Here is a 25,289-nt window from a genome sequence, read left to right as displayed (position 1 = left end):
CTTCCGCCGGACCCTGTGGGTGGGCGGTGCTCGCCGTTGCGGCGGGAAGAGGTTCCGGGCAACCCTTCCCGCCGACGCGGCGGCAAGCCACAACGGCGGGAGTCCGGCGGCAAAGGCGCGGGCCGAAACCAGAACGTCCGGCTTCGATAGGCTCGCCGCATGCTCGCCGCACCATTGCCCTGGCTCCGGGCGCTGAAGGACACCGCCCGTTCCGGGGTCAGCGTGGAGCGTGCCTCGTTGACGCCGCTGACCGCGCTGCGCGGGGCGTGCGGGGTCGGCCTGGTGGTCGGGCTGGCGCTGCTGATCGGCACCCCGCAACTGGCGGTCTCCAGCGCGTTCGGCGCGTTCGCCTCCGGTATCGCGACGTTCCAGCGCAGCTGGCGGCCCCGGCCCGTGCTGGCGCTGGCGGCGGCGACCGGGCTCGCCGTCTCCACCTTCCTCGGCTATCTGCTGATCGACCTGCCGTGGGCGTTCGTACTGCTTCTCGCCGTGTGGTCGTTCCTGGCCGGGATGGCGTGGGGCGTGGGCCCCACCTCCGGCGTGGTGGCGGCGTTCAACATCTCCGTCATGCTCATCACCGTCCATCTGCCCACCAGCACACTGGGCGCGCTCGGCCACGCCGCGCTGATCGCCACCGGCGGTGTCGTACAGGCCGGACTCATCGTGCTGTTCCCCGTACGGCCGTGGGGCGAGCGGCGTGACACCCTCGCGGACGCGCTGGCCGCGGTGGCGGACTACGCGCGGCGGCTGCGGCACGACCCGATGGCGCCCTTCGACCCCGAACCGCTGATCGAGGCCCGCAGCGCCGCCGCCGTCACCCCCCGTCAGGCCCGCCGCAGGCCCCGCCAGTTGCACGGCTACCGGGCGATGGCCGAGCGCTTCCGCCCGGTGCTGGCCTCCCTCGCCGACCCGGTGGTGGGCGGGGCACCGATGGTGGGACCCGAACGGGACCGGGTACGCGAGCTGCTGGCCGCCGCCGCGACCGTGCTGGACGCGACCGCGCGCGCCATCCGGCGTGGCGAACGCGTCCGGCTGCCCGACCAGGCGCTGGACGTACTCCAAGTACCCGAGACGGGACCCGTGCTGAGCGGCCCCGCGCGGCGTGCGGGGCTTCGTCTGATCGCCCTCACCGACGACGCCGTGGAAGCCGCGCAGGAGCCCGTCGAGGTCACCAAGGGCGGGGTGCTGGCGCGGGTGACCTGGCATGTGGCCGACCGCGAGGGCCGCCGCCGCGGCTTCCCCGACCGGCCCCCGGTGGTGGACGCCAGCCTGGACGGCCCCTACGGCCCCGACCCGGAGGAGGTCGCCGCCGAGGAGGCCGCGGCGCTGGAGGCCGAACGGGCCCGCCGCAAGGCGGCCGGGGGCAAGCACACCCCCGCCGCCGGGCACGCGCTCGCCCGCGAACGCCATCTGCACATGCCCACCCTCGCGGGCCTGGTCCCGGTCGCACTCCGCGCCCTGCGCCGCGAACTCCACTGGAAGTCCCCCATCCTGCGGCACGCACTGCGCGTCAGCGGCGTCGTCTCCGTCGGCTATCTGATCGGCAAATCCCTGCCGCCCGCACACGGCTACTGGGTGCCGCTGACCGCGGTCATGGTGCTGCGGCCGGACTTCTCGCGTACGTACGAGCGGGGCGTCGGCCGGGCCGTCGGCACCCTCATCGGTGTCGCCGTCGCGGGTACGGTGATGGCGCTGGCGAGCCCGGGGCCGTATCTGAGCGCCGCGCTGGCCGTGGTGAGCGTGGGCCTGATGTATCTGCTGCTGAACACCGGGTACGTCATCGCCTCCGTCTGGACCGGCGCGTACGTGATCTTCCTGCTCGGCATCCTGGGCGCCGACTGGTACCAGACCGCCTACGAGCGCGCCGGACTGACCGCGCTCGGCGGGGTGCTGGCCATGCTGAGTTACGCGCTCTTCCCCGCCTGGCACACCCCGCTGCTGCGTGACCGGCTCGCCGACTGGCTGGCGGCGACCGGACGGTACGCCATCGCGGTACTGGACGCCTTCGCGCAGCCCGCCGAACACGCCCCCCGCCGGGTACGCGAAGCGCTGCTCGACACCCGCGCGGCCCGGCAGGACTGGGAGGAGACCCTCAGCCGCGCCGAGGTCGAACCCGTCCGCCACCACGGCCGGCTCTCCCGCCGCTCGGCCGGCGAAGCGCAGTCGGCGCTGGTCACCATGGGCCGCGCCTGCATGCTGCTGGAAGCCCATCTGCCGAGTCCCCACCCCAGTGCGCGGCCCGACAGCGCCGCCGCCGACTTCTCGGCGGCCCTCGCCTCCGATGTCTCCACCGCCGTCACCGCCGTACGGAACAGCGAGCCGCTGGAGTGGGACGCCGTCCATGAGGCGCTGGCCCGCTGGTGGGAGCAGGCCGACCACCCGCCACCCGTCGCCCTGCGCACGGCCGAACTCCTCACCGACGCGCTGGACGACCTCGCCCAGGCGGTCGTCCCCAAACGCCAACCCCGGTCCTGACGCCTGGAGTTGCTCGTATTCATTACGCGGAGCCCTGCTTGCTGCGTTCGCAGTCGGACACGCGGCGCAACTGGTCGCCGTACCGATAGATCATGATCGGCGCCCCGCCCGCCGCGTCCCCCTCCACCAGCACCCGGTAGATGAACGGCGCCGGCCCCGTCACCTGCACCACCGTCCCCGGCTTGCCGGTCTTCGCGTCCCGCACCCTGTCGCCCTCGGCCCACACCTCACACACTCCGCAGCCGACGCTCTTCGTCGCTGTGCTTGTGGCGCAGATGCGCGCCGAACAGCGCCTCCAGATCGGCCCGCGGTTCCGGATCCCCCGCCGCCCGATTGATCATCGTGCGGAACCACTCACAGTCCTGGCAGGCCGGACGAGGACTCTCCATTGATTTCCCTCTTGCTGGAATTGCTGGTTACCGCCAACAGCGTGCGTCACCCGAAGTAGCCTCAACAGCACTGAGAGCTTTACTAGTTGCCAAGTAGCCAGCCGGGGTGAGCCCATGGCCAAGAATCAATTGGACCCGTCATCCAGCATGGCCGCCCTCTACGGCGTCCACCTCAAACGCCTCCGCGAGCAGCGCGGCTGGACCCAGAAGGAGCTGGCCGCCAAGGTCTACGTCAGCCCCGGGCGGATCGCGCAGCTGGAGTGCGCGTCGGGAGCCCGCCCGACCAGGGAGTTGACCAGGGCCATTGACGCCGCCGTTGGCGCCAACGACCTGCTGAACGACTTGTGGCCGCATGTGTACCGGGAGAGCTTCCCGGACTGGTCCCGGCGCTTTATGGAGCTCGCAGCCAAGGCTGTGGCCATCCGCGAATACGCGGCGCACGCCGTGCCAGGACTCCTTCAAACCGAGGCGTATGCCCGAGCCATGCTGAGTGTCGGACGGACCCTGACGGGCCCCGAGATGCTTGAAGAACGTGTCGCGCTACGAATGGCACGACAGACCCGGCTCCAAGCAGCCGATGCTCCCACTCTCTGCGCAGTGCTCGACGAGGCCGTTCTCGCGCGTCCGGTGGGTGGTGACAGGACGATGCGTGAGCAGTTCGAGGGTCTGCGGCAGGCATGTGGAAAGCATGCGATTCAGGTGCTCCCGTTCACGTCTGGGGAGCACCCAATGATGGGCGTCTCCCTCACCATCCTGACCATGCCGGACGGGTCCGAGGTGGCGTATACCGAGGGCTCCGATCAGGGGCAGCTCTATGAAGAGCCGGACGATGTGGCGTCGTTCATCCGGGCTTACGATCAGTTGCGTGCGGACTCGCTCCCTCGGGTGATGTCCGCTCAGGTGATCGCTGATGCAGTGGAGGGCCCCAGCCATGGTGGATTTGACCGGCGCGCGCTGGCACGCAAGCAGCTACAGCAACCAGGAGGGCGGCAACTGCGTCGAGGTCGCGGACGGCTTCCCCGGCGTCGTCCCGGTACGTGACAGCAAGGACACGGCCCGCACGCCGCTGACGTTCTCAACTCCGGTCTGGCAGGCATTCGTTGACCAGGTGAAGCGGGCCGGCTAGGGGCACCCCGCGCGTGGGGCTGCGCTTGCCCACCCTGCGCCCCGGGCGCAGACTGCCCAAGTGCAGCAGGGGGGATGCGGACGCGCCCCGTCAGGGGCGCGGGGAACTGCGCGACCAGCCACAACGGCATCCGCAGTCGGCAACGTCGGACAGGGGCACCCTCTCGCCCGAAGGCGCTGGGCGGCAGCGTGCCCAAGGGCAGCGCAGCAGGGGGGACGCGGACGCGCCCCGTCAGGGGCGCGGGGAACTGCGCGAGCAACCACAACGCACCCGCAGTCGGCGAACGTCGGACTGGGGCACCCCCTTGGCCGAAGGGGCTGGGCGGCAGCGTGCCCAGGCGCGGCGCAGCCGGGGGGATGCGGACGCGCCCCGTCAGGGGCGCGGGGAACTGCGCGACCAGCCACAACGCACCCGCAGTCGGCAAACGTCGGACAGGGGCACCCCCTCGTCCGAAGGGGCTGGGCGGCAGCGTGCCCAATCGCGGCGCAGCAGGGGGGACGCGGACGTGCCCCGTCAGGGGCGCGGGGAACTGCGCGACCAGCCACAACGGCACCCGCAGTCGGCAAACATCAGACAGGGGCACCCCCTCGCCCGAAGGGGCTCAGCAGCAGCGAATCCTCGCCTCGGCCCGACTGAAGTCGCCCGCCGCGAAGGCGCTCGCCGGGATCATGAAGTACAGGGTTCCGGCGTCACCCCAGCCCCACCCGAGCTCCCCGTCCTCCGCGAGCTGGAGCAGATGGATCTCGGGGCCGTCGGCGTCCCGTTCGGTGACGTAGATGGCATACGAGGTGTCGGGCCAGCCGAAGGCACAGTGGTGGCCGGCGGTGTTCCCGTCGAGACCGTCCAGCTGGGTCAGGATGAGCGATGGCAGGCCCCAGTGCTCGTCCCGGTCGTATGGGATGTCGCCATCCTCCAGATCCCAGCAGTCCGGGAGCATGGCCGTCCCGGCCGCATGCACCGGGGCGACCGGATAGCTCCTTGCGGGGGCGGGCGCAGACGTCTCGACCGCGCGCGCGGGATCGGCGGGAATCACCCGGCACGCCTCGGGCGCGTCGGCGTCCAGCTTCCGGTACTCCTCGTACGGCACATCCGGGTCGAGATAGAAGAAGTTGAGCAGGCCAGGGCGCGTGGGGAGTTCGTCGCCGAGCCAGGGGGCGAGCGCGTCGGTGTCGAGTACGGCGTGGAGGGACAGCGGGTAGCCGTCGAGCTCGGGCCAGGGGGTGCCCGGTTCCAGCAGCGCTGGACCGCCGAGCCGGCAGCGGCCGGTGGCGGGGGTTTCGTCCGTCGGACGGTCGAGCCGGAAGCCGCGGCGGGCCATGGCCGCGAGCTGCCGCCCGGCCGGCTCGCCGAGCCGTTCGGCGCATATGCGGCGCATGTCGGCGGGGTCGTTGAACTCCATGGCGGGGATCTTCTCAACAACCGAACCGCGAGAGCAGCCCCGGGCCCGGCCCTCCGCCGCCGGAGTCGGCAGGCTACGCCCTTCGCGGGTGCACCCGGCAGTTGGTGTGCAGGTACCGGGCCGCGTACCCCGCGGCGCACCCCGCGGCGCCGTGCGTGAAGTCGTAGATCGCGACCGTCTGGGTGTCCTCCAACGCGTCCACCGGCGGCATCAGAAAATGCGTTTCGCTCACCGGGAGCAGCTCATATGTGACGCGGTCCGGTTTCTGGAGGAACTCCGCCTGCATCGGGTCGAGGACCAGGGTCAGGTGGAGTTTTCCACCGTCGGCCGACACCTCGTACCGTGCGCCGGGGCGCTCGTAGACGCCTTCGTACCTGGGCAGATCGAGCTTCAGCGTCGGGTGCGGTGCGGGCATGTCCGGGATGGTGACCGTGCCGAGGCCGGTCAGGATCTCGTTGAACACCTGGCGGTAGAAGCTTTCCCGCGGTCCGCCGTTCGTCAGCATCGTGATGGCGGTGTTGGAGTCCGGCAGGAGCCGTAGCCGGGCGTTCTGGCCGATCGTGCTGCCGTCGGTCGCATAGACGGTTTCGCCGTTCCAGTCACACGCTATGAGACCGAGCGCCCACTCCGGTCCGAACATGTACGGATCCGGTACCGGCACCCGCGAACGCGTCATCTCCCGGAGGCTTTCGGCCGAGACGATGCGCTGCCCGTTCGGCGCCGTGCCCTCGTCGAGGAGGACGTGCGCCATTGCGAGCACTTCCCGGACCGTCGAGGTGATGTTGCCGCCGGGGCCGAAGGCGCGTGGCAGGTGGTCCACCGGTGTGACGATGGGGCCCTCCTCCAGGGACCGGATCAGGTGCCCGGTCGCGACCCGGGTTTCGTCCTCCTGCTCGGGCCGACTGCTCGTGCTGGTGAGGTCCATGGGGTCGAAGAGGCGGTCTCGCATGACGTCGTCCCAGAGTTTGCCGTCCTGCACCTCCAGGATCCGCGCGAGAATTCCGTAACCCAGCGCCGCGCTGTACCCATGGGTGTGGCCCAGTGGGAACACCTGGGGCGCGTCGGCGATGTTCTCGACCATGCGCTCGTAGACGTCGTCGTCTTCGCCGGGATCGCCGAAGGCTTCCTCGATTCCGCTGGTGTGGCACAGCAGATGACGAGGGGTGACTTTGGCGCTTGCCTCGGGATCGGCCACCGTGAAACCGGGCAAGTAGGTCCGCACCGGCTCGTCCAGATCGACTTTCCCTTCGTCGACGAGCTGCATGAAGGCCAGCGCGGTCCACGTCTTGGTCATGGAGCCGCACTGGTAGACGGTGTCCGGCGTGGCGGGCTCGCGCGTTTCCACGTTCTTGACACCGACCGCGAACTCGGCGAGCTGTCCGCCGTGGAGAATCCCGATCGCGGCACTCGGAATTCCGTACTCGGCGAGGAGTTCGACGACCCGGGACTGAATCCGCGGTATGTCGATAATCCGCGGTATGTCGATCCTCATCGCGGGAGACCGACCGCGTTCGCGGCGTCTGCTTCGAAGAACTCCGTCACGGCATAGGCGCCGGCGTGCGCCTCGAAGAAGTCCCGGACGGCATCGATCGAGTCGTAGGTGATGATGTTCACCGCCTTGGCCCCGTCCTTGCTGCCGACCGCCAGCTTCCACTTGGCGCCCTTGGGGAGCTTGGCGTGCGCCTTCTTCAGGCCGCTCCAGAACTTGCCGTCGTCCGAGACGGTCGACACGGCCATTACGTGCATCATTGTGCCCTCCTCGTTTTCCAGGTGGGAAAGCTACGTTGCGTTTCAAGTTGGGTCAATGGAAGGAGGGTTGAAAACGGGAGGTGGAAGCAATTCGTTGCAACAGCGATGTGAATGAATGCAATTCCGTCAACCGAACCGTTGCAACGTGCTGTGGGTGAATGCAAGGAAAGGAGATACGCCGATGCCGGGAGGCAGGCTGACCCACGAGGACCGCCGGCGGATCGCGGAGTGGCTGGCCGACGGGCTCGGGTTCGCCGAGATCGGCCGACGGCTCGGCCGGCCGACCTCCACGATCAGCCGCGAGGTCGCACGCAACGGCGAACCCGGCAACTACCTGGCCGACCAAGCGCAGCAGACCGCCGGCGACCGTGCCCGTCGGAGCAAGCCCGCCCGACCGGCCGAGCCGGTGGGCGACGGGCAACCGACCGAGGTGGAGCGCGATTTCGTGGACACCTTCGCGACCCTGCTCGCCGCGACCGGGCTGCCCCGGATGACCGCCCGGGTGTTCGTCTGCCTGCTCACCGCTGACGCCGGCGGCCTGACGGCGGGCGACCTGGTGCGCCGGCTGCAGGTCAGCCCGGCGTCGGTTTCCAAATCCATCGCGTTCCTCGAAGCCCTGGAACTGGTCGTGCGCCAACCGGATCCCGGCGGGCGCCGTGATCGGTACGTCATCGACGACGACGCCTGGCTCCGGGCGTGGCGGGCCGACACCAGCGCACACGGCGAGATCGCGACCGCCGCCCAGCAGGGCGTCGAAGTCTTCGGCGCCGACACAACCGCGGGCCGGCGGCTGGGCAGGATGGGCCAGTTCTTCGCCCGGCTCAGCGACCAGATGAGCGGCAGCAACCTCGCCGAGTCCGTCGTGTACGACGCACTGACCGTGCTCGCCGCCCTCGTACATGCCGGCCGGCCGCTCAGCCTGGACGCCCTGGCCACCGCACTCGGCTGGCCCCAGGAGCGTACTGCCGCCGCCCTGGACGCGAACCAACGTCAGCCGGCCATCGCTGATCCCCTCGTCCTGCGTGTTGTCGGGCCCGGGATATACACCTTCACCACGCGAACGGATCGCCTGAGCGCGGCGCAGCGCGAAGCACTTGAGAAGTGAGTCGCGCCAATCTCGCACCGACCGCTGCGGCTGGCTGAACACGGACTGCACACGTTCAAACACTTCCGGTACCGTGAAGTCCGTCACGTGACAATGACTGGGGGTAGCCATGGCCCGTACCTGGGAAGCCGACCCGTCCGCGTTATTCCTCCGGAGGCTGGGGAAGTCGGCGGGGGAGATAGGGGTCTCGGAGGATGAGGAAGACTGCCCGGACATCTGGCAGTTGGACAACGGCGATATCGCCGTCATAGGCCGAGATCTCACCGACGACTACGGCTCCCGCTTGCCGAAGGGTGTATCTCTTCGTTCCGACGAACGGCTGGTCGTAATTCCCGGCAGCATGCTCAGCGCAGCAAAGGCAGAAATTCCTGATGCTTGATCTTCGTGCTCCGTCTCTCCCGCCGGAGCAAGGTGAACTCCTGGAACACGACCCCTACGTCAGTGACTTCCGGGCGCGGCGCAAAGCCATCCGTAACGGCGAGTCGTGGAAGTTGGAGCGGCTCCAGCATTTCGAGGAGGACAGCCCTACCCGGGACGCGCTCCGGCGGGGTGACTGGCCGGAGGCACTCCGCCTGTTCGAGGCACGTCTTGATGAAGCGCGGAAGACAGCCGAGGATGACAGAAAGCGCTCTTCGCCCTTCCGCCGCCTGCGTGTGGTGGAGGAGCCGTTGACGCCGTATATGCAGTGGGAGTTGCACTGGCTGCACATGCGCGCGGAAGCCGGGCATCAATGCCGGGTGCTGCATGCAAAGGAAGTTGCCCCGGCCGAGACCGACGGTCTGCTGCCCGAGATCGTCGTTCTGGACGGCAAGACGCTGTACGAAGTCCTCTACACCGAAAAGGGCGCCTTCGAGCGCGCCCGCCGCTTCACCGACCCCGATGTGGTGAAACCCTGGGTGGCCTTTGTGAAGCAGGCTTACACGGTGGCTGAGGACATCCAGTCGTACTTCGAACGCGTGGTGGCGCACCTGCCACCGCCCCCGGCGGCTTGAGAGCGGCCTGAGAGGAGCGGATCACAGCGTGTCCGGAAACGGGGACGGACCTTCGCAGGAGTCCCGCAACGACCTTTCAGGGGACTCCCGTGACGTCGTGCAGGCTGGAAGTGTCGCAGGCGGGATCCATTTTCACCAGGGGCGGGACCGGGAAGGGGGCGGACCCACGCCACGGCAACTTCCCGCCGACGTCCACGCCTTCGTCAACCGCACCGACGAGCTGCGTCAGCTCAAGGCAATCCTGACCGACCGCAGCGGCGACCGGCTGGTTGTCTCCGTTCATGTGGTCGCGGGTACCGCAGGCGCGGGAAAGACCTCGCTCGTGCTGCACTGGGCGCACGAGGTGAAGGACCACTTTCCGGACGGGCAGCTATTCATCAATCTGCGCGGCTACGATCCTGGCGAACCGGTCACCGCGAACCAGGCGCTGCGCCGTTTCCTGGCCGCACTCGGCGTGCCCGCCGATCGCATTCCCCAGGATGTCGACGAAGCCGCCTCTTTGTACCGCTCCCTGCTCGCCGAGCGGCGCGTTCTCATCGTGCTGGACAATGCCGCCACAGCGAGCCAGGTGCGGCCATTGCTCCCGGGCGGCGGCACCAGCCTGGTCATCGTCACCAGCCGCAGTCGCCTCACCGGCCTGGCGGTTCGCGACGGTGCCCGTCATCTCTCCCTCGGCACGCTTCCGGAGCAGGAGGCAGTAGCGCTGCTGCGCGCGGTTACCAGCAACTACCGGCCCGAGGACGGCGAGGAAAAGCTCACCGAGCTGAGCCGGCTCTGCGCTCGGCTGCCACTCGCTTTGCGTATAGCGGCGGAGCGGGCCGCCAGTCATCCCCATATGCGGATCGACGATCTCATCGCCGACTTGCGGGATGAGTCGGCATTGTGGGATGCGCTCAGTACGGGAATTGATGAGGATGCCGAGGCAGTCCGCTCGGTTTTCGCCTGGTCCTATCGGGCCCTGCCCGCGCAGTCCGCGCGGCTTTTCCGGCTGCTGGGGCTCCATCCCGGGCCGGAGTTCAGCCTGCATGCGGCTGCCGCCCTGGCTGAGCTTCCGCCCCGGCGCACGAGGCCACTCTTGGACGATCTCGTCGGCGCTCACCTGCTGGAGCAGATCGCACCGGATCGCTTTCAATTCCACGACCTGCTCCGTGCTTTCGCCGCACACCAGGCGCAGAGCGATGAGCCGTCCGAACAGCGCGCCATGGCCCTGCACCGGGTGCTTGAATGGTATCTGCACACTGCCGACGCGGCGCAGAGCTGGATCAAGCCGATCGAGGAACGCCTCACGCTGACCGAGCCGGCCGACACCGTATCTCCCACGAGCTTTCCCGATTACGACACGGCGGTCGACTGGGCGGACCGCGAACACTCGATCCTCATTCGTCTGGCGTCGACAGCCTTCTCCGCCGGATTCGATTCCCTCGCATGGCAGTTGGCCGAGGTCCTGTGGAACGCTCGCTCACCGTCGTCGTCGGTTCTCGACTGGCTCGACACCGGACGCGCCGGCCTCGCGGCTGCTGAACGCGCGCACAAACCGGTTGCCCAGATCCGACTGCTCAATAATCTCGGTATGGCTTACCGGCAGTGCCATCGACTTGAAGATGGCCTGGACTGTCACCAACGGGCTCTGGAACTGGCTCGTGCCGAAGAGGTGCCTTTTGATGAGGCCCGCTCGAACAATCTCATCGGCCTGATCCACCTCGACAGCCGTCAGCTCGATCCGGCGGCCGAGCATTTCGAGCGCGCGGCTGCACAGTTCCGCGAATTGGACGAGCCCCGCAGAGCGGCCATGGCCCTGTCCAACATCGCCAGCACAAGGCTTGACTCGGGCCGTCTGCAGGAGGCCGAAACGGCCGCGCAGCAGGCATTGAGCGCTCATCGGGCTCTGAACAATCAGCGGAGCGTCGGCAACGCGCTCAACATCCTCGCTGAAATTCGCCGGGAACAGGGCCGGCATGAAGCGGCACTGAGCGCGATCGAGGAAGCCCTCGACATCGCACTCAATCTGCGATCCCACACCCTGGAAGGGTTCTGGCTGCTCACTCTCGGGGATATCCAGCGCTCCACTGCTCGGCTCGGCGACGCGCTCGCCTCGTACCATCGGTCCGCCAAGCTGCACCGTGGGCTGAGGAACCGCAGTCGGGAAGCCCTCGCCTGGCGGGGCACCGGGCAGACGTATGTGGCGATGGGCCGGCATGACGAGGCCGTCGCGTTTCATCGGCAGGCCGCCGTCGTGCACGCCGAACTCTCCGATACCTGGCAGCGTGTCCTGGAGCTCGACTGCCTTGCCGCCGCCGTGCAGCCGGAAGACCCCGGGGCGGCGCGCGCCCACTGGGCCGAAGCCCGAAGCGGTCTGGCCGCGTACAGCGATCCGCGTGCTGTGGCTCTGCGTACCCGTATCGAGGAGGAGCTGGCCGGGCCGTGACAGTCGTGCGCCCCGGCCGGGGGTCGACCACGATGAATGGGTGGCGAAGCGCTAGTTGGTGATCCGGCCGCCTGCCACGTCCAGGGTGACGCCCGTCAGATAGCCGGCGGCGTCGGAGGCGAGGAAGAGGGCGGCTGAGGCAACGTCGGTGGGCTCGGCCAGGCGGCGGAGGGGATGGCGGAGGGCCGCCTTGTGCTGGAGCTCCTTGGACATGGTGGCCGTGACCTTCTCGGTGCGGACCGTGGTGGGGGCGAGGCAGTTGACGCGGATGCCCTGCGGGCCCAGCTCCGTGGCGAGTTGCCGGGTGAGCATGGTCAGGCCCGCGTTGGCGACGCCGTGCGCGAGGTTGGCCTGTCCTGGCTGGCGGCCGGCTGCCGAGGACAGGGTGAGGATGCTGCCGCTGAACCGCTCGACCATGCCGGGCAGGAAGGTGTGGATGGTGAGGAAGGCGGAGGTCAGGTCCGCGTCGAGGATCTGGCGCCAGCGCTCCTCGGTCAGTTCGGGGGTGGGGGTCGGCTCACCCGGACTGCCCGCGAAGGCGGCGAGGATGTCGACCGGGCCCAGTTCGTCGGCGACCCGTTCGGCCACCCGGCCCAGCGCGGCGGCGTCCGTGACGTCGGCGACGACGCCGATCGCGTTGCCGCCCTCCTTGCCGATGCTGTCGGCGACCTCGAACAGCGCCGGCCGGTCCCGGCCCACCAGACAGACGGCGACGCCCTGTGCGGCCAGCGCCCGCCCCGTCTCGGCGCCGATGCCCCGCGAACCACCGGTGACCACCGCCACCTTGCCCGCCAGGTCGGGGTAGACGGGGGCGTCCCCGGCGGGGGCGGCGGCTGTGGGCGCGGCAGGTGTGGCGGCGGCCTCGGGCTCGGTCGGCATCAACGGTCCCCTTCCGTATCCGGCGTGTTCAGTCCCAGCTCCCTGCGGCGCCGGTGGCCGTAGAGCGCGGCGCCGACGGCGCAGCCCACCAGCACGGTGCTGGTGATGCCCCAGCCGAGGAAGAAGCTCATCAGGCTCGTGGGCTCCGAGCGGCGCGGCCCCACCTCGCCCTGCGGGTCGGCGAAGACCGACAGGGTGTCGCCCGCCTCGTCCTCGTCGCACGAGATGGTCAGGTCGTCGTCCTCGGTGACGCTTCCCTTGGTCAGCGGCCGCAGATCGCAGGTCGGCCCGCCCTTGGCGTGGTGGTGCACCTCCGTCATCTCGACCCGCACCCACTCACCGCGCTCCAGCAGTACGGAGGTGGTGTAGCCGTGCCCGGAGATCGGCAGCAGGGCTATGCCCGCGAAGATGACGAGCAGCAGATAGCGGCGGCGCGGCCCGTAGTACGTCAGCTCCAGCAGCAGGCAGATCAGATAGACCACGGTGAGCAGCAGCAGCGTCCAGAACAGCGGTCTGCCGCCGCCCGCATACCGGGGCAGCAGCATGGTGGCGCCCGCCAGCGCGCAGCCCACAAGTGTGGCGGCCGTCGCCAGCGCCACGGCCGCGGGGCGGGAGAGCCGCTGGATACGGGCGTCCAGCCGGGGGCTGAGCCGGTGCGGGGCGGCGGGCCGGGAGCCGAGCCGTGCGTAGAGCGCGGCGCGCGGCGAGGGCTGCGGGGCCCGGACGGTACGGCCTCCGGGGGCGGGCGTGCCGCTCCCGTAGGTGCCGCCGGTGCTCGCGTCCGGACCCGTCCGGTAGCGGCGGGCCTTCGCAATGCCCGCGCAGGCGGCGGCCGTCAGGATCACGGCCCACGCCAGCAGGGCGCCGTAGACGGTGGGGTCGGGCTCCTCGTACGGGTCGGAGGAGAACGCCTGCTGGAGTCCGCCGACGAGGAAGAGGAACGCCAGGAAGAGCGCGAGGACGCAGACCGTCATCCACCCGGCCCGCCGCCCGCGCAGCGCCTGTTCGGTTCTGCCCCGGCGGGCCGCGACCCCGTACAGCTCTATCAGCCTGCGCCGGTCGCGGCTCTTGCCACGCAGCGTGAGCAGCAGTGCGAGCGTCGCCGGGACGAGCGCGGCGCCGACGCCGAGCGACAGGTTCGCGGCCAGTCCCTTGGGGCGGCCGACGTGGGTGTAGTCGTAGATCCCGGAGGCCAGGAAGCCGCAGCCCGCGCACAGGCCGACGATCAGCGCGACCCGCGCCCACAGAGCGCCGGGGGCGAGTTCGGCGCGTAGGAGGGCTTCGCCGTACGCGGAGTCGTCGTTCGCCGCGTCGTCGTCGCTTGCGGGCCGCACTTGATTGCCCTCGGCCGCGCTCACCATGTTCCTGCCCCCGTTCACTTCGAGCCCCGCCCTCGTGCTTCGGGTCTCGTGCCAGCACTCTATGGCTTGTCCGGCGGAGCTTGCGCAGTCACCCTCCCCTCTGCTGGGAACGGGGTGCCCCTGCTCGACGTTGCAGGCTGCGGGTGTGTCGTGGCTTGTGGGGGCACCTCCCGGCCGAAGTCCCCCAGCCTCCGGCCGGGAGGTGCCCCCAGGGGAGCCGTTCCCCGCGCCCCTTACGGGGCGCGGGAGCGCAACCATGCGAGACATCCGCCGCGAAGTACGCGCTATAGAGAAAAGGACCGGTCCGATGGCCACTTCCCCGATCGTCTGCCCCGCCACCCCCGCCGATCTGGAAGCCGTCGCCGAGATCTACGCGCACTACGTCACCGACAGCGTCATCACGTTCGAGCAGGTTCCGCCGACGGTTGCCGACTGGCGGCGCCGCCTGGACGAGCTGTCCGAGCGGGGCCTGCCCTTCCTGGTGGCGAAGCTCGGCAGCGGGACCGGCGAGACCGGGGAGGCCGGCGAGGTCGTCGGGTACGCCTACGCGGGTCCCTGGCGCCCGAAGCCGGCCTACCGGCACACCGTGGAGAACACCGTCTACCTCGCACCGGGCCGCACCGGCCTGGGACTTGGCTCGGCCCTGCTGACGAGGCTGCTGCACGAGTGCGAACAGGCCGGGGTCCGGCAGATCGTGGCCGTCATCGCCGACACCGGCAGCGATGCCTCGCCAGCCCTGCACCGCCGTTTCGGCTTCGTCCCGGCAGGCCGGCTCACCGGGGTGGGCCACAAGCACGGCCGGTGGATCGACACCATCCTCATGCAGCGCTCTTTCGGGTGAGTGCGGGGCACGCATTAGCCTGTGGCCGATGGCGGGTCAGGGGAAAGGGTCAACTCGGGGTGCCCGAGGGCGACTCGGGGTGGGCGTGCTGGCCGCGCTGGTGCTGGTCGGCGTGCTGCTCACGGTGCCCGACGGGGAGGAACGCCGCCGGGACGGCTGCTCGGGGGCGAAGGTGACCGGCTGGCGGACCGATGACCGGATGACGCGGGAGCTGGCCCGGTACGGCGACGACAACGCCCGGTTCGACGACTGGACCGGCGGCGACGGCACACGCTCGGTGCGGCTGCCCGACGGGCGGACGCTGTGGCTGTCCGCCGACACCTTCCTCGACCAGGTGTACGGCGCGGTGAACGGCCCTCGGAGCCGTAAGCCCAACCCCGTCTGGGTGCGCAACTCGGCGCTGGTGACGGACCGGGGCGGGCGGTTCGAGCGGACGCTGCTCGGCGGCACCGACACCCGTCCCACCGCCCTCTTCCCCGGCACCGCGACCGCCGACGGGCGCGAGGCGTGGCGGTGGCCGGTGCAGGCCGTGGTGGAACCGCGCCGCCCTGGCTCGGCCGAGAAGGTGGTGCGGGTACTGCTGTGGCAGCGCGAGGCGGGGCAGCCGCCGTGGATCTTCGGCGTACCCCGGGCCTCGGAGGTGGCGACCCTGTCGCTGCCGGATCTGAAGCTGGAGGGGGTCACGCCGATCCACCGCCCGCGCCAGGCCGATATCGAACGGCGCGTGCTGTACGGCACGTCGGCGGTCACCCGGGGCGGCTGGACATTCGTCTTCGGGGCCGACGAGGGCAGCGTCAGCGGCAAGGCGTCCCGCGCCCATGTCGCCCGGGTGCCACGGGGGAGACTCGCCGACGCCGCGGCCTGGCAATTCTGGGCGGGGTCGCCGCGCGCGGGGGGCGAGGGCGGCGGGTGGCAGGACGAACCCGCGAAGTCGGAGCCGATACTCGTCGGCAAGACGGTGCAGCGCGGCGCGACCGGCACCTACTCGGTCGTCCGGCACCGGGACAGCTGGCTGCTGCTGACCATGGACGCCGGGGCGCCGGACGGGGGAGGGGTCACCGACATCGTCTCGTACTGGTCCTGTACGCCGACCGGGCCCTGGCGCGGGCCAGGGCGGGTGGCGAAACCCCCGCTCCCCGAGGGTGCACCGGGTGCGGGTGCCGTGCCGTACAACCCGCAGTGGCATGCGGAGTTCTCCCGCCGGTCGGGCCGCGAACTGCTGGTCAGCTACGACGTCAACGTGCTCCGCGATTCCGGCGCCGCCATTCATCGGGACGTCGCCTATTACCGCCCCCGCTTTCTGCGGCTCACTCTTGGGCAGGCGCGGTGACTTGCCCTTGCCCGGCAATGGGGCGGCTGCGCTTGCCCACCCTGCGCCCTGGGGGCACCTCCCGGACGGAGTCTGGGGGAGCAGACTGCCCAAGCGCAGCTGGGGGGCGCGCGCCCCGAAGGGGCGCGGGGAACTGCGCGAGCAACCACCAACTGCCCGCAGCCTGCGGACGTCAGCAAGGGGCAGCCCCGCTGTCAGCCGCTTGCCCGGCGCCCATGGACTGGGCAGGGGGTGCCCCTGGCCGGCGTCGCAGGCTGCGGGTGAGCTGTGGCTGAGCGCGCAGTTCCCCGCGCGCGCCGTCAATCGCGTTTGCGGGCGCGCCGCGCGGCCTCCGTGGGGCGGTTTATCGGGTCCACGTCCTGGTCTATGTCCGGGACGGAGTCCCGGTCCTCGTCGCGGGTCTCCTCCTCCCACAGTGCCCGGTACTTCGCGTCCCGCAGTTTCAGCAGGACGCAGGCGACCAGTGCGGAGAGCAGGGAGCCCAGGAGGACGGCGGCCTTGGCGTCTTCGGTGACGGTCTCGCCCTGGAAGGCCAGTTCGGACACCAGCAGGGAGACCGTGAAGCCGATCCCCGCCAGCATCGCGACTCCGGCCACATCGGCCCAGGCGAGGTCCGAGCTGAGCCGGGCCCGGGTGAAGCGGGCGGCCAGATAGGTGCCGCCGAAGACGCCGATGAACTTCCCCGCGAACAGGCCCAGCATCACCCCGAGCGCCTCCGGCTGCCGGAAGGTCTCGGCCAGCGCCGGGCCCGAGACACCGACGCCCGCCGCGAACAGGGCGAAGACGGGCACCGCGAAGCCCGCCGAGAGCGGCCGGACCAGGCGCTCGATGCGCTCGGCGGGGGAGAGGCTCTCCGGGTCGTCGGGATCGTCGGGCTGCACCCGCAGCAGCAGACCCATCGCGACGCCCGCGATGGTGGCGTGCACGCCGCTGTTGTACATCAGCGCCCAGATGACCACGGCCAGCGGTACGTACACGTACCAGCCGGGCAGCCGCAGGTTGACGTGGAGGATACGGAAGAGCACCAGCCCCGCGACGGCGCCACCGAACGCCATCCAGTTGAGGGTGGAGGTGTAGAAGACGGCGATGACGAGGATCGCGCCCAGGTCGTCGACGATGGCCAGGGTCAGCAGGAAGGCGCGGATCCCGGAGGGCAGATTGGTGCCGATCACGGCGAGCACGCCGAGGGCGAAGGCGATGTCGGTGGCCATCGGAACGGCCCAGCCGTTCAGATCGCCGCCGCGCGCCAGATTCACCACGACGTAGGTCAGGGCGGGTACGGCCATCCCGCTCGCCGCCGCGACCACGGGGAGTGCGGCGGCGGCCGGCCGGCGGAGTTCGCCGACGGTCAGCTCCCGTTTCAGTTCGGCACCGGCGACGAAGAAGAAGACCGTCAGGATGCCGTCCGAGGCCCAGTGCTCCACCGACAGATCCAGGCCCAGCGCGGGGATGCCGAAGTGGAAGGTGCGCACCGTCTCGTACAGGTGCGCGAGTGGGGTGTTGGCCCAGATCAGCGCCACCACGGCGGCGGCCAGCAGCACCGTCCCGCCCACGGTCTCGGTGCGCAGCGCGTCCGCCAGCACCCGGCGCTCCCGGGCCGACGGCCGGGCGAAGAGGGAGGTGCGGCCGTCGTTCGTCGCGGGCGGTGTCATCGGTGGCTCCCCGGATCGGCGCGTGCGGAGATACGGGGAGGGCCCCGTACCGCCGACCAGACTTCCCGGCACACCTATGAGAACGTGGCGCGATCTTGACGCCTTTCTGACACCGTACTCGAACTGCGGCGATCTGCCCGGACTTGTTCGGGGTCATTGCCCGGGCAGCGCACCGGCCGCGGGCCGCGACGGCGCCCGGATCACGGGCCGGTGGGCGTTCGGATCCGCCTTGAGGGGGTCGGGGGGTGTTGATACTGTGCCCGGGATTTACATGGCGTAGTCGCCTGTTGGTACGCGGGGGTATGTCCGACATGGCGGTAGCGGTATGTCGGCACGGGGCAGGTTCTCGACGTGACACGACGTGAGACGCACAAAGACCACAACACGGGGAAAGACCACAACACGGGGGTGGTGAGGTGAAGACCCAGGAGCGGAGCTCCGCCGGGGTCGGGCGCGGAGCAGCACTCACCGCACCGGCCGGGGACCGGTTGCCGTCCCCGCCACGCGAACGCAAGCCCGCGCTCGCCGCACTCGCCGTCCTCCTGGTGCTGCTCGGCGCCCTGGGCGCGACCGTCCTGGTGATGCGCGCGGGTGACCGGGTCGAGGCCGTCGCCCTCACCAAGCGGGTACCGCAGGGGCAGCCGATTCCGGACTCGGCCATCAAATCGGTGATGGTCGCCGAGGACAGCGACATCAAGTACGTGCGCTGGGACCAGCGCGGACTGCTCAAGAAGTACCGCTCGGCCGCCGATCTGGTCGACGGGACCGTGCTGGTGGGCAGCATGCTCACCAAGGACAAGGGTCTCGGTCCCGGCAAGGCCGTGGTGGGGCTCTCGCTCAAGAGCGGGCAGTATCCGCCGCGGCTGCGGGAGGGCGACACGGTCTCCGCGTACCGCGTGGGCCGCGAGACCTCCTCGGGCAGCAGCGGCGGGTCCGACGACGCGAGCGGTGACACCTCGGGGCGGAACCGCGGTTCCGGCAACGCGGCGATCGTCGAGGGCGCCAAGGTCCAGTCGGTCAGGTCCGGTTCCGACGACTCCCTCGCCTCCAGCGGCAGCCTCCCCGTCTCCGTCGTCGTCGACAAAGCCGACGCGGCCGAGTTGACCGCGGCCGCGTCCAACGGGGAAGTGTCCCTCGTCCTCGACTCCGACGGCGGAAACTGACGGCCCGCGCAGCCGCACCGCGCCGTGGACGCACCGTGGACGATGGAACGTGCCGCGGAACCGTTGGCCGCGGAGCATCGTCGTCGGCTACGGCAGGACACGACGGCAGACGCAGCGAGGGGCAGTACGGCAGGGACGACAAGACACCAAGGAAAGGCGTAGCCGGATGGCGCTGATCGCACTCGCCGCCGACAAAGGGGCACCGGGGGTCACCACGGCCGCCGTGGCCCTCTCGGCGGTGTGGCCGCGCCGCGCACTGCTGGCCGAGATGGACACCGCTGGCGGCGACCTCGTCTACCGCAGCCCCGCGTCGGACGGCCGTCCGCTGGACCCCAACGCCGGGTTGCTCTCGCTGGCCGCGACCGCGCGCCGAGGGCTCGCCGCCGAACAGCTGTGGGACCACACCCAGCGGCTCTCCGGAGGGCTGGAGGTCCTCGTCGGACTGGGCAACGCCGAGCAGTCGGCGGGGCTGGCCGGACAGTGGGACACCCTGGGCCGTGCCTTCGCCTCCCTCGCGGACTCCCCGCATCCGCAGCTGGCCGCCGACGTCATCGCCGACTGCGGGCGTATCGGCCCGGAGTCCGCTTCGGTCGCGCTCTTCCCGCACGCCGCGCTGGTGCTGCTGATCGCGCGGGACGAGCCGGAGCAGATCGCCCGCGTACGGGACCGGGCGCTGGCTCTGACCGCGCGGCTGCACGGCGCGGGCCGCGGTATGTCGCCGCTCGCCCAGCCGCTGCTCGGCGTGCTGCTGGTCGCCCGGGCACAGGGTGCCGCCAAGATCGCGGGGCAGGTCAACGACATGCTGGTCGCCTCCCGCGCGGGCGCCCAGGTGGTGGGCGTACTCGCTCATGACCCGCTGGGTGCCGAGCAGTTGGCGGGCCGTCGCCGGGGCCGGGTCGAACGCTCGCTGCTCGTCCGCTCCGTACGGAAGGTCGCCACCGACCTCCACCAGCAGTACGCGACGGCCTGGGCACCGGCCGCAGCGCAGCCGCAGCCTTCACCTTCGCGCGGCCAGGACCGGGTTCAGCGCCAGGGCCCCGGTCCGGCGCCGGTCGCCGGGCAGCCCACCGGCCCGGCCGAGCCCCTCCCCACCGGCCCGGCGCCGCACGCCCCGACGGGCCGACCCGGTGCGGGCCAGGACCACACCCCGCCGCCGCGGCAGGGGCCACCCCCGCATCGGACCCCACCCCCGCAGCAGGGCCCGCCACCCGCCGGGCCCGACTACGGCGCCCCGCCTTCGCAGCCGCCTCGTGCGCAGACTCCCGGCGCGCTGCCCCCCGTTCAGGCACCGCCGGCGCAGGCAGCCGCACCGCCGGCGCAAGGCGGCCCCGCGCAGGGTGAGCCCTCGCGAGGGCTCAAGGGGCTGCGCGCGCGGCGCAGGGCCACGGCACCCGCGCCGACCCCGCCGGTGCCGTTGCCCGGGAGCGGGGAGCGGTCGCGGGACGAGGGGGCCGCATCGTGAGCGCGGGCATGGTCGACCACCAGTTGGTGAAGCGGTTCCGGCAGGAGGCCGGGGACCGGATCGCCGAGCAGCGCCGAATAGACCAGGCGTCCGGCGTCGCGCCGATGACGACCGAGGACGAGCGGCAGTTCGCGCGCGCGGTGATCGCGCAGATCCTCGAGGAGTACGCGCGCACGGAGATCACCTCGGGACGTACCCCGCCGGACGCGCAGTCCGAGGAGGCCTACGCGGCGGCCGTGCACGCCGCGCTGTTCGGCGTGGGGCGGCTCCAGCCGCTGCTGGACGACCCCGAGGTTGAGAACATCGATGTCAACGGGTACGACCAGGTGTTCGTCGGCTATGCCGACGGCCGCGAGATGCGGGGCGAGCCGGTCGCCGAGTCCGACGAGGAACTGATCGAGCTGATCCAGGTGCTCGGCGCCTACTCGGGCCTGTCCTCCCGCCCGTTCGACTCCGCCAACCCGCAGTTGGACCTGCGGCTGCCCGACGGCTCCCGGCTCTCCGCCGTCATGGACGTGACGAGGCGCCCCGCGCTGTCCATCCGGCGCGCCCGGATGGGCAAGGTCTTCATCTCCGACCTGGTGGGCAACGGAACGCTCACACCGGAGCTGGGCAGTTTTCTGACGGCGGCCGTGCGGGCGCGCAAGAACATCATGATCGCGGGCGCGACCAACGCCGGTAAGACGACGCTGCTGCGCGCTCTGGCCAACGAGATACCGCCGCACGAGCGGCTGATCACCGTCGAGCGCGCACTGGAGCTGGGCCTCGACCAGTTCCCCGAACTGCACCCGAACGTGGTCGCGTTCGAGGAGCGGCTGCCCAACTCCGAGGGCCAGGGCGCCATCAGCATGGCCGAACTGGTGCGCCGCTCGCTGCGGATGAACCCCTCCCGGGTGATCGTCGGCGAGGTGCTCGGCGACGAGATCGTCACCATGCTCAACGCCATGTCCCAGGGCAACGACGGCTCGCTGTCCACGATCCACGCCAACAGCTCCAGCGAGGTCTTCAACCGCATCTCCACCTACGCGCTCCAGGCAACCGAGCGGCTGCCCATCGAAGCCACCCAGATGCTGATCGCCGGGGCCATCAACTTCGTCGTCTTCATCGAGCGCCGCAACGCCTTCGCCAGCGGCGGGCGGCTGTCCCGCTCGGTCACTTCCGTACGGGAGATCAACGGCGTGGACGGCCGGGTGCTCTCCAGCGAGGTGTTCGCCGAGACACCCGACGGGCGGCTGCTGGCGCACGCGCCGGTCTCCTGTGCGCGGGAGCTGGCCGTCTACGGATACCAGCCGACCGGAAACTGGGGGTGAGACCGTGCCTCTCAGCGGCGGTACGGGCGGCATCTTCTCCCTGCCCACCCTCTATGCGCTCGCCTGCGGCGTCGCCGTCGGCGGCGGTCTCGCGCTGCTGATCGTCGCGCTGCGCGGGCTGCCGGCCAAGGCGCCGGACGAGAAGCGGGACGCGGGCAAGCGCGCCTCTGAGCTGGCCCGGTTCATGAGCCGGCGCGGCTCCATCGCGGTGTGCGCGGGGCTGCTGGTGCTGCTGCTGACCCGCTGGCCGGTGGCGGCGATCGCCACCGGTGTCCTGGTCTTCCTGTGGGACCGGCTCTTCGGCGGCGCGGCCGAGGAGCGGGCCGCGATGAAGCGGGTGGAGGCGCTGGCGGCGTGGACGGAGTCGCTGCGCGACACCATCGCGGGCGCCGTCGGCCTCGAACAGGCCATCCCCGCCTCGGCCCGCGCCGCAGCCCCCTCGCTCCGCCCGCATCTGGACGCGCTCATCGACCGGCTGCGGGCCCGCACCCCGCTGCCGACCGCGTTGCAGAATCTGGCGGACGAGCTGGACGACCCCTCGGCCGACATCGTCGTAGCGGCCCTCATCCTCAACTCCCGGCTGCGCGGCCCCGGTCTGCGCGAGGTGCTGGGCGCGCTGGCCAAGTCGGCCCGCGAGGAAGTGGACATGCGGCAGCGGGTGATGGCGCAGCGCGCGTCCACCCGGCGCAGCGTGCAGATCGTCGTCGGTGTCAGTGTGGCCTTCGTCCTGGGCCTGGCCGTCTTCAACCGGGACTTCGTCAAGCCCTACGGCACCCCGCTCGGGCAGGTCGTACTCGCCTGCGTCTGCGCGATGTTCGCCTGCGGCTTCTGGTGGCTGCGCAAGCTGTCGCGGATCGAGACCCCGCAGCGGTTCCTGGTCCACGCCGACCAGCCGGCGCCGTCGGCCCGCGCGGGCCACCCGGCGGAACGGGGCGACCAGCCGGCCGACCGGGGCGAGCAGCCGGCCGTCGGCGGAACGGAGGCGCTGGGCCGATGAACACCCTCACCCTCACCGCACTCACCGGTGCCCTCGCCGGGCTCGGTCTGTTCCTGCTCGTACGGGCGCTGGTGCCCGGCAAGCGGGGTGCCGTCGCTTCCGTCGCCGAGATCGACGCGCTGCGCGCCCGCGCCGCCGCACACCAGCAGATCGGCGCGGGGGCCCCGGAGGAGACCGGGCGGTTCGCCGCCCTCCGGGCGCGGATCGGTGTCCGGGTCGCCGAGCTGTATCTGCGGCAGGGCTGGGAGCAGCGCAGCCTCCGCTCCGACCTGGAGGTGCTGGAGCGCCGCTGGGAGAGCTTCCTCGCGACGAAGGTGCTGCTGGGCGCCGCGGGGCTGTTCTTCGGGCCGTTCCTGTTCTCGATCGGGTGGCTGATCGGCTTCGGCCGCAGCCCGCTGGTCCCGCTGTGGCTGGCGCTGTTCTTCGCCGGGCTGTTCTTCATGCTGCCGGACCTGGAGGTGCGCCGCGACGCCGCCGCCAAGCGGCGTGACCTGCGGCGGGTCGTCGGCGCCTATCTCGACCTGGTGGCCATGAACCTGGCCGGCGGGCGCGGACTGCCAGAGGCGCTGAAGGCGGCCAGCGAGGTCAGCGACGGCTGGGCGCTGCGCCGGATCCGCGACACCCTCGCCGACGCGCGGATCACCGGGCAGAGCCAGTGGGCGGCGCTCGGGGACCTCGGCATCCGGCTGGGGGTCGACGAACTCAAGGATCTGTCGGCATCCTTGGCGCTGGTCGCCGACGACGGGGCCAAGGTGCGCGCCTCGCTCTCCTCCCGCGCCGAGACCATGCGGCACCGCGAGCTGTCCGAGATCGAGGGCAGCGCGGGTGAGAAGTCCCAGTCGATGCTCGTGGCCCAGCTGATGCTCTGCGCGGGCTTCCTCGTCTTTCTCATCTATCCGGCGGCCATGCGCGTCTTCCAGATCTGACCACCTGTCCGAAGACCCGAAGCCCGAGACCAAAGAAAGGACTGAGAACGATGCAGAATCCGATTCGCTCGGTCAGTCATCCCGCCGTCGACTTCCTCGTCACGTTCCTGCGTGCCCGAATCCAGCGCGCCCGCTCCGGTGAGCTGGACCGCGGCGCCTCCGCCGTCGAGTGGGTGATCATCTCGGCGGTCGTGGTGGCGATCGTCGGCGTGGTCGCCGCCATCATCAACCTCGCGCTTCGCAACGGGGCCGACAAGGTGAGCGACTGCATCGACGGCGCCGACGAGGACGGCACCTGCAAGTAGGTGCAGCGCCGGTGAGAGCGGAACGAGGGCTCGTCGCGTGGATACGCCGCAGAGGGGAGGCAGCCTCCCAGCGCGGCGAAAGCGGCATGACCGCGATCGAGTTCGTGCTGCTCACCCCGGTGCTGTTCTTCCTGATCTTCGCGACGGTGCAGTTCGCGCTGTACTTCTTCGCGGACCATGTGGCACAGGCGGCGGCCCAGGCCGGCGCCCGTAAGGCCCGGCAGGAGGCCGACGCCGATCCGGGCGGCTGGCGCGCCGAGGCGCGGCAGACGTCCGGCGAGTACATCGAACAGCTCGGCCCCGAGCTGATCCTGAACCCCGATGTGAAGCTGCTGGGCCCCGAGGACAACGCCGTGGGTGTGGAGATCCGCGCCCAGGTGCCCTCCGTCTTCCCGGGCCTGGACATGGATGTGTACGCGATCTCCCGCGGCCCGGTGGAGCGGTTCGTACCGGACGGGGGCGGGTGATGAGAGAGCGACGGTGGGCCGGTCCGCGCGGCGGCGACGCCGGGCTGTCGACCATCGAGGTCGTCATCCTCGCGCCGGTGATGATCCTGTTCATCCTCGTACTGGTGGCGTTCGGCCAGCTCGTGGACGGGCGCGGGGCCGTGGACAGCGCCGCCCGGGACGCCGCACGCGCCGGGTCGCTGCAGCACGGCAGCCACGGCGCTGCGATGGCGGCCGCGCAACAGGCGGCCAACGCGACCCTCAAGGGCACCTGCGCGGGGAACGTCACCGTACGGGACGCGGGCAGCGACTACCGCTCCGGCGGGCTGTTCACCGTCGAGGTGAGCTGCCGGGTGCGCGGGCTGGGCATTCTGGGCCTGGACATCGCCAAGGACATCTCGGGCCGCTCCAGTTCGCCGATCGACCCGTACCGGAGGACCGGATGAGCCGGGGGAGACGGGCCCTCGCCGCGTGGGCGGGCAGTTGGCTGCGCGCCAGACGGGCGGCCTGCGACGACAGCGGGTCAGGTGCCGCGGCCGTCATCATGTTCGCGTTGCTGTTCATGGTGCTGGCCGCGTTCGTGGTGGACGGCGGGCTGTCCATCTCGAAGCGCGAACGTGCTGCCGACATCGCCGAGCAGGCGGCCCGCTACGCGGCGCAGGACATCGACGAGGAGGCGCTGCGCGCCAGCCAGGGCCGCAACGCGCCGATCAACTACGAGAACTGTCCCTCCCGCGTCCATGAGTTCGCCACCCAGTCCGGCCTCTCCGGGGCCGACGTGGCGGCCTCCGGCTGTGTGTCCGCCAGCGCCCAGCAGGTGCAGGTCCGGATCCGGCTCACCTACCGTCCGGTTCTCACCGGGCTGTTCTACAGCGCACCCCTCACCGTCCACGGCACGGCGACGGCGGAATCCGTGACCGGCTGACCGACCGGCCCCCGGAACCACCGCCCCCTCCT

At 70.9% G+C, this 25,289-nt stretch carries 25 protein-coding genes and 1 pseudogene; 18 read left to right on the top strand and 8 right to left on the bottom strand.

Features of this window, described 5'->3' with window-relative positions; genetic code table 11:
- Nucleotides 1–159 precede the first annotated feature (159 nt).
- Nucleotides 160–2,475 (top strand): FUSC family protein, encoded by a 2,316-nt coding sequence (locus ACQEU8_RS30715; protein WP_433106848.1) that lies wholly within the window; start codon nucleotides 160–162, stop codon nucleotides 2,473–2,475.
- A gap of 22 nt (nucleotides 2,476–2,497) precedes the next feature.
- On the opposite strand, the gene ACQEU8_RS30710 is transcribed toward ACQEU8_RS30715, so the two are convergent.
- Together ACQEU8_RS30710 and ACQEU8_RS30705 are read right to left on the bottom strand one after the other, a co-directional pair.
- Nucleotides 2,498–2,710: a hypothetical protein gene (locus ACQEU8_RS30710; protein ID WP_433106846.1), complete on the bottom strand. Its 213-nt coding sequence runs from the start codon at nucleotides 2,708–2,710 to the stop codon at nucleotides 2,498–2,500.
- Nucleotides 2,703–2,864: a hypothetical protein gene (locus tag ACQEU8_RS30705; RefSeq protein WP_433106844.1), complete on the bottom strand. Its 162-nt coding sequence runs from the start codon at nucleotides 2,862–2,864 to the stop codon at nucleotides 2,703–2,705. The genes ACQEU8_RS30710 and ACQEU8_RS30705 overlap by 8 nt, the downstream gene beginning before the upstream one ends.
- Nucleotides 2,865–3,011: 147 nt before the next feature.
- Between ACQEU8_RS30705 and ACQEU8_RS30700 the strand changes: the two genes are divergently transcribed.
- The gene (locus tag ACQEU8_RS30700) at nucleotides 3,012–3,905 is read left to right on the top strand and encodes a helix-turn-helix domain-containing protein (protein ID WP_433108839.1); all 894 of its coding nucleotides are present in this window, start codon (nucleotides 3,012–3,014) and stop codon (nucleotides 3,903–3,905) included.
- Nucleotides 3,874–3,990, top strand: a pseudogene (locus tag ACQEU8_RS30695) (DUF397 domain-containing protein); the annotation flags it as partial. The gene ACQEU8_RS30700 and the pseudogene ACQEU8_RS30695, both read left to right, overlap by 32 nt.
- A gap of 601 nt (nucleotides 3,991–4,591) precedes the next feature.
- Here ACQEU8_RS30695 and ACQEU8_RS30690 read toward each other — a convergent pair.
- The 3 genes from ACQEU8_RS30690 to ACQEU8_RS30680 all read right to left on the bottom strand — a co-directional run bounded on the left by ACQEU8_RS30690 (nucleotide 4,592) and on the right by ACQEU8_RS30680 (nucleotide 7,138).
- A complete protein-coding gene (locus tag ACQEU8_RS30690; RefSeq protein ID WP_433106842.1) occupies nucleotides 4,592–5,389 on the bottom strand; it encodes a DUF1963 domain-containing protein in 798 nt (265 codons plus the stop codon).
- Nucleotides 5,390–5,462: 73 nt separating this feature from the next.
- Nucleotides 5,463–6,881 (bottom strand): serine hydrolase domain-containing protein, encoded by a 1,419-nt coding sequence (locus tag ACQEU8_RS30685; protein WP_433106840.1) that lies wholly within the window; start codon nucleotides 6,879–6,881, stop codon nucleotides 5,463–5,465.
- Nucleotides 6,878–7,138 carry a hypothetical protein gene (locus ACQEU8_RS30680; protein ID WP_433106838.1) on the bottom strand — a complete coding sequence of 87 codons (261 nt, stop codon included), beginning with the start codon at nucleotides 7,136–7,138 and terminating at the stop codon, nucleotides 6,878–6,880. Before ACQEU8_RS30680 ends, ACQEU8_RS30685 begins: the two co-directional genes overlap by 4 nt.
- A 181-nt stretch (nucleotides 7,139–7,319) precedes the next feature.
- Between ACQEU8_RS30680 and ACQEU8_RS30675 the strand changes: the two genes are divergently transcribed.
- From ACQEU8_RS30675 to ACQEU8_RS30660, 4 genes are all read left to right on the top strand, one after another.
- Nucleotides 7,320–8,243, top strand: a complete 924-nt coding sequence (locus ACQEU8_RS30675; protein ID WP_433106836.1) for a MarR family transcriptional regulator — start codon at nucleotides 7,320–7,322, stop codon at nucleotides 8,241–8,243.
- A gap of 109 nt (nucleotides 8,244–8,352) precedes the next feature.
- A complete protein-coding gene (locus ACQEU8_RS30670) occupies nucleotides 8,353–8,622 on the top strand; it encodes a hypothetical protein (protein WP_433106834.1) in 270 nt (89 codons plus the stop codon).
- Nucleotides 8,615–9,235, top strand: coding sequence for a DUF6879 family protein (locus ACQEU8_RS30665; RefSeq protein ID WP_433106832.1), 621 nt, complete (start codon nucleotides 8,615–8,617; stop codon nucleotides 9,233–9,235). The genes ACQEU8_RS30670 and ACQEU8_RS30665 overlap by 8 nt, the downstream gene beginning before the upstream one ends.
- 28 nt (nucleotides 9,236–9,263) lie before the next feature.
- Nucleotides 9,264–11,660 carry an ATP-binding protein gene (locus tag ACQEU8_RS30660; protein WP_433106830.1) on the top strand — a complete coding sequence of 799 codons (2,397 nt, stop codon included), beginning with the start codon at nucleotides 9,264–9,266 and terminating at the stop codon, nucleotides 11,658–11,660.
- Between the two features lie 51 nt (nucleotides 11,661–11,711).
- Here ACQEU8_RS30660 and ACQEU8_RS30655 read toward each other — a convergent pair whose 3' ends face one another.
- Together ACQEU8_RS30655 and ACQEU8_RS30650 are read right to left on the bottom strand one after the other, a co-directional pair.
- Nucleotides 11,712–12,539, bottom strand: a complete 828-nt coding sequence (locus ACQEU8_RS30655; protein WP_433106828.1) for an SDR family NAD(P)-dependent oxidoreductase — start codon at nucleotides 12,537–12,539, stop codon at nucleotides 11,712–11,714.
- Nucleotides 12,539–13,900, bottom strand: coding sequence for a hypothetical protein (locus ACQEU8_RS30650; RefSeq protein WP_433106826.1), 1,362 nt, complete (start codon nucleotides 13,898–13,900; stop codon nucleotides 12,539–12,541). The genes ACQEU8_RS30655 and ACQEU8_RS30650 overlap by 1 nt, the downstream gene beginning before the upstream one ends.
- Before the next feature lie 307 nt (nucleotides 13,901–14,207).
- Here ACQEU8_RS30650 and ACQEU8_RS30645 point away from each other — a divergent pair, with 307 nt between their 5' ends.
- Together ACQEU8_RS30645 and ACQEU8_RS30640 are read left to right on the top strand one after the other, a co-directional pair.
- A complete protein-coding gene (locus ACQEU8_RS30645) occupies nucleotides 14,208–14,741 on the top strand; it encodes an N-acetyltransferase family protein (RefSeq protein WP_433106824.1) in 534 nt (177 codons plus the stop codon).
- Nucleotides 14,742–14,820: 79 nt separating this feature from the next.
- Nucleotides 14,821–16,071, top strand: coding sequence for a hypothetical protein (locus ACQEU8_RS30640; protein WP_433106822.1), 1,251 nt, complete (start codon nucleotides 14,821–14,823; stop codon nucleotides 16,069–16,071).
- 299 nt (nucleotides 16,072–16,370) lie between these two features.
- On the opposite strand, the gene nhaA is transcribed toward ACQEU8_RS30640, so the two are convergent.
- Nucleotides 16,371–17,723, bottom strand: coding sequence for a Na+/H+ antiporter NhaA (gene nhaA / locus ACQEU8_RS30635; protein ID WP_433106820.1), 1,353 nt, complete (start codon nucleotides 17,721–17,723; stop codon nucleotides 16,371–16,373).
- A gap of 416 nt (nucleotides 17,724–18,139) precedes the next feature.
- Here nhaA and ACQEU8_RS30630 point away from each other — a divergent pair, with 416 nt between their 5' ends.
- From ACQEU8_RS30630 to ACQEU8_RS30590, 9 genes are all read left to right on the top strand, one after another.
- Complete coding sequence (locus ACQEU8_RS30630; RefSeq protein ID WP_433106818.1) at nucleotides 18,140–18,886, top strand: hypothetical protein; 747 nt, start codon at nucleotides 18,140–18,142, stop codon at nucleotides 18,884–18,886.
- 166 nt (nucleotides 18,887–19,052) lie between these two features.
- Nucleotides 19,053–20,348 carry a hypothetical protein gene (locus ACQEU8_RS30625; RefSeq protein ID WP_433106816.1) on the top strand — a complete coding sequence of 432 codons (1,296 nt, stop codon included), beginning with the start codon at nucleotides 19,053–19,055 and terminating at the stop codon, nucleotides 20,346–20,348.
- Between the two features lie 8 nt (nucleotides 20,349–20,356).
- Nucleotides 20,357–21,658, top strand: coding sequence for a CpaF family protein (locus ACQEU8_RS30620; protein WP_433108837.1), 1,302 nt, complete (start codon nucleotides 20,357–20,359; stop codon nucleotides 21,656–21,658).
- A 4-nt stretch (nucleotides 21,659–21,662) separates the two neighbouring features.
- The gene (locus ACQEU8_RS30615) at nucleotides 21,663–22,655 is read left to right on the top strand and encodes a type II secretion system F family protein (protein WP_433106814.1); all 993 of its coding nucleotides are present in this window, start codon (nucleotides 21,663–21,665) and stop codon (nucleotides 22,653–22,655) included.
- Complete coding sequence (locus tag ACQEU8_RS30610; RefSeq protein WP_433106812.1) at nucleotides 22,652–23,581, top strand: type II secretion system F family protein; 930 nt, start codon at nucleotides 22,652–22,654, stop codon at nucleotides 23,579–23,581. Before ACQEU8_RS30615 ends, ACQEU8_RS30610 begins: the two co-directional genes overlap by 4 nt.
- A gap of 50 nt (nucleotides 23,582–23,631) precedes the next feature.
- On the top strand, nucleotides 23,632–23,886 hold the full coding sequence (locus ACQEU8_RS30605) for a hypothetical protein (RefSeq protein ID WP_433106810.1): 255 nt from the start codon (nucleotides 23,632–23,634) through the stop codon (nucleotides 23,884–23,886).
- An 86-nt stretch (nucleotides 23,887–23,972) separates the two neighbouring features.
- Nucleotides 23,973–24,353: a TadE family protein gene (locus tag ACQEU8_RS30600; protein WP_433108835.1), complete on the top strand. Its 381-nt coding sequence runs from the start codon at nucleotides 23,973–23,975 to the stop codon at nucleotides 24,351–24,353.
- Nucleotides 24,353–24,778 carry a TadE/TadG family type IV pilus assembly protein gene (locus tag ACQEU8_RS30595; RefSeq protein ID WP_433106808.1) on the top strand — a complete coding sequence of 142 codons (426 nt, stop codon included), beginning with the start codon at nucleotides 24,353–24,355 and terminating at the stop codon, nucleotides 24,776–24,778. Before ACQEU8_RS30600 ends, ACQEU8_RS30595 begins: the two co-directional genes overlap by 1 nt.
- On the top strand, nucleotides 24,775–25,257 hold the full coding sequence (locus tag ACQEU8_RS30590; protein ID WP_433106806.1) for a pilus assembly protein TadG-related protein: 483 nt from the start codon (nucleotides 24,775–24,777) through the stop codon (nucleotides 25,255–25,257). The genes ACQEU8_RS30595 and ACQEU8_RS30590 overlap by 4 nt, the downstream gene beginning before the upstream one ends.
- Nucleotides 25,258–25,289 lie beyond the last annotated feature (32 nt).

Source organism: Streptomyces sp. CA-250714, assembly GCF_050936705.1.
In the GTDB taxonomy this organism is placed as follows: domain Bacteria; phylum Actinomycetota; class Actinomycetes; order Streptomycetales; family Streptomycetaceae; genus Streptomyces.
The sequence above is the reverse complement of the archived record's forward strand: the minus strand, read 5'-3'. Positions and strand labels throughout refer to the sequence as shown.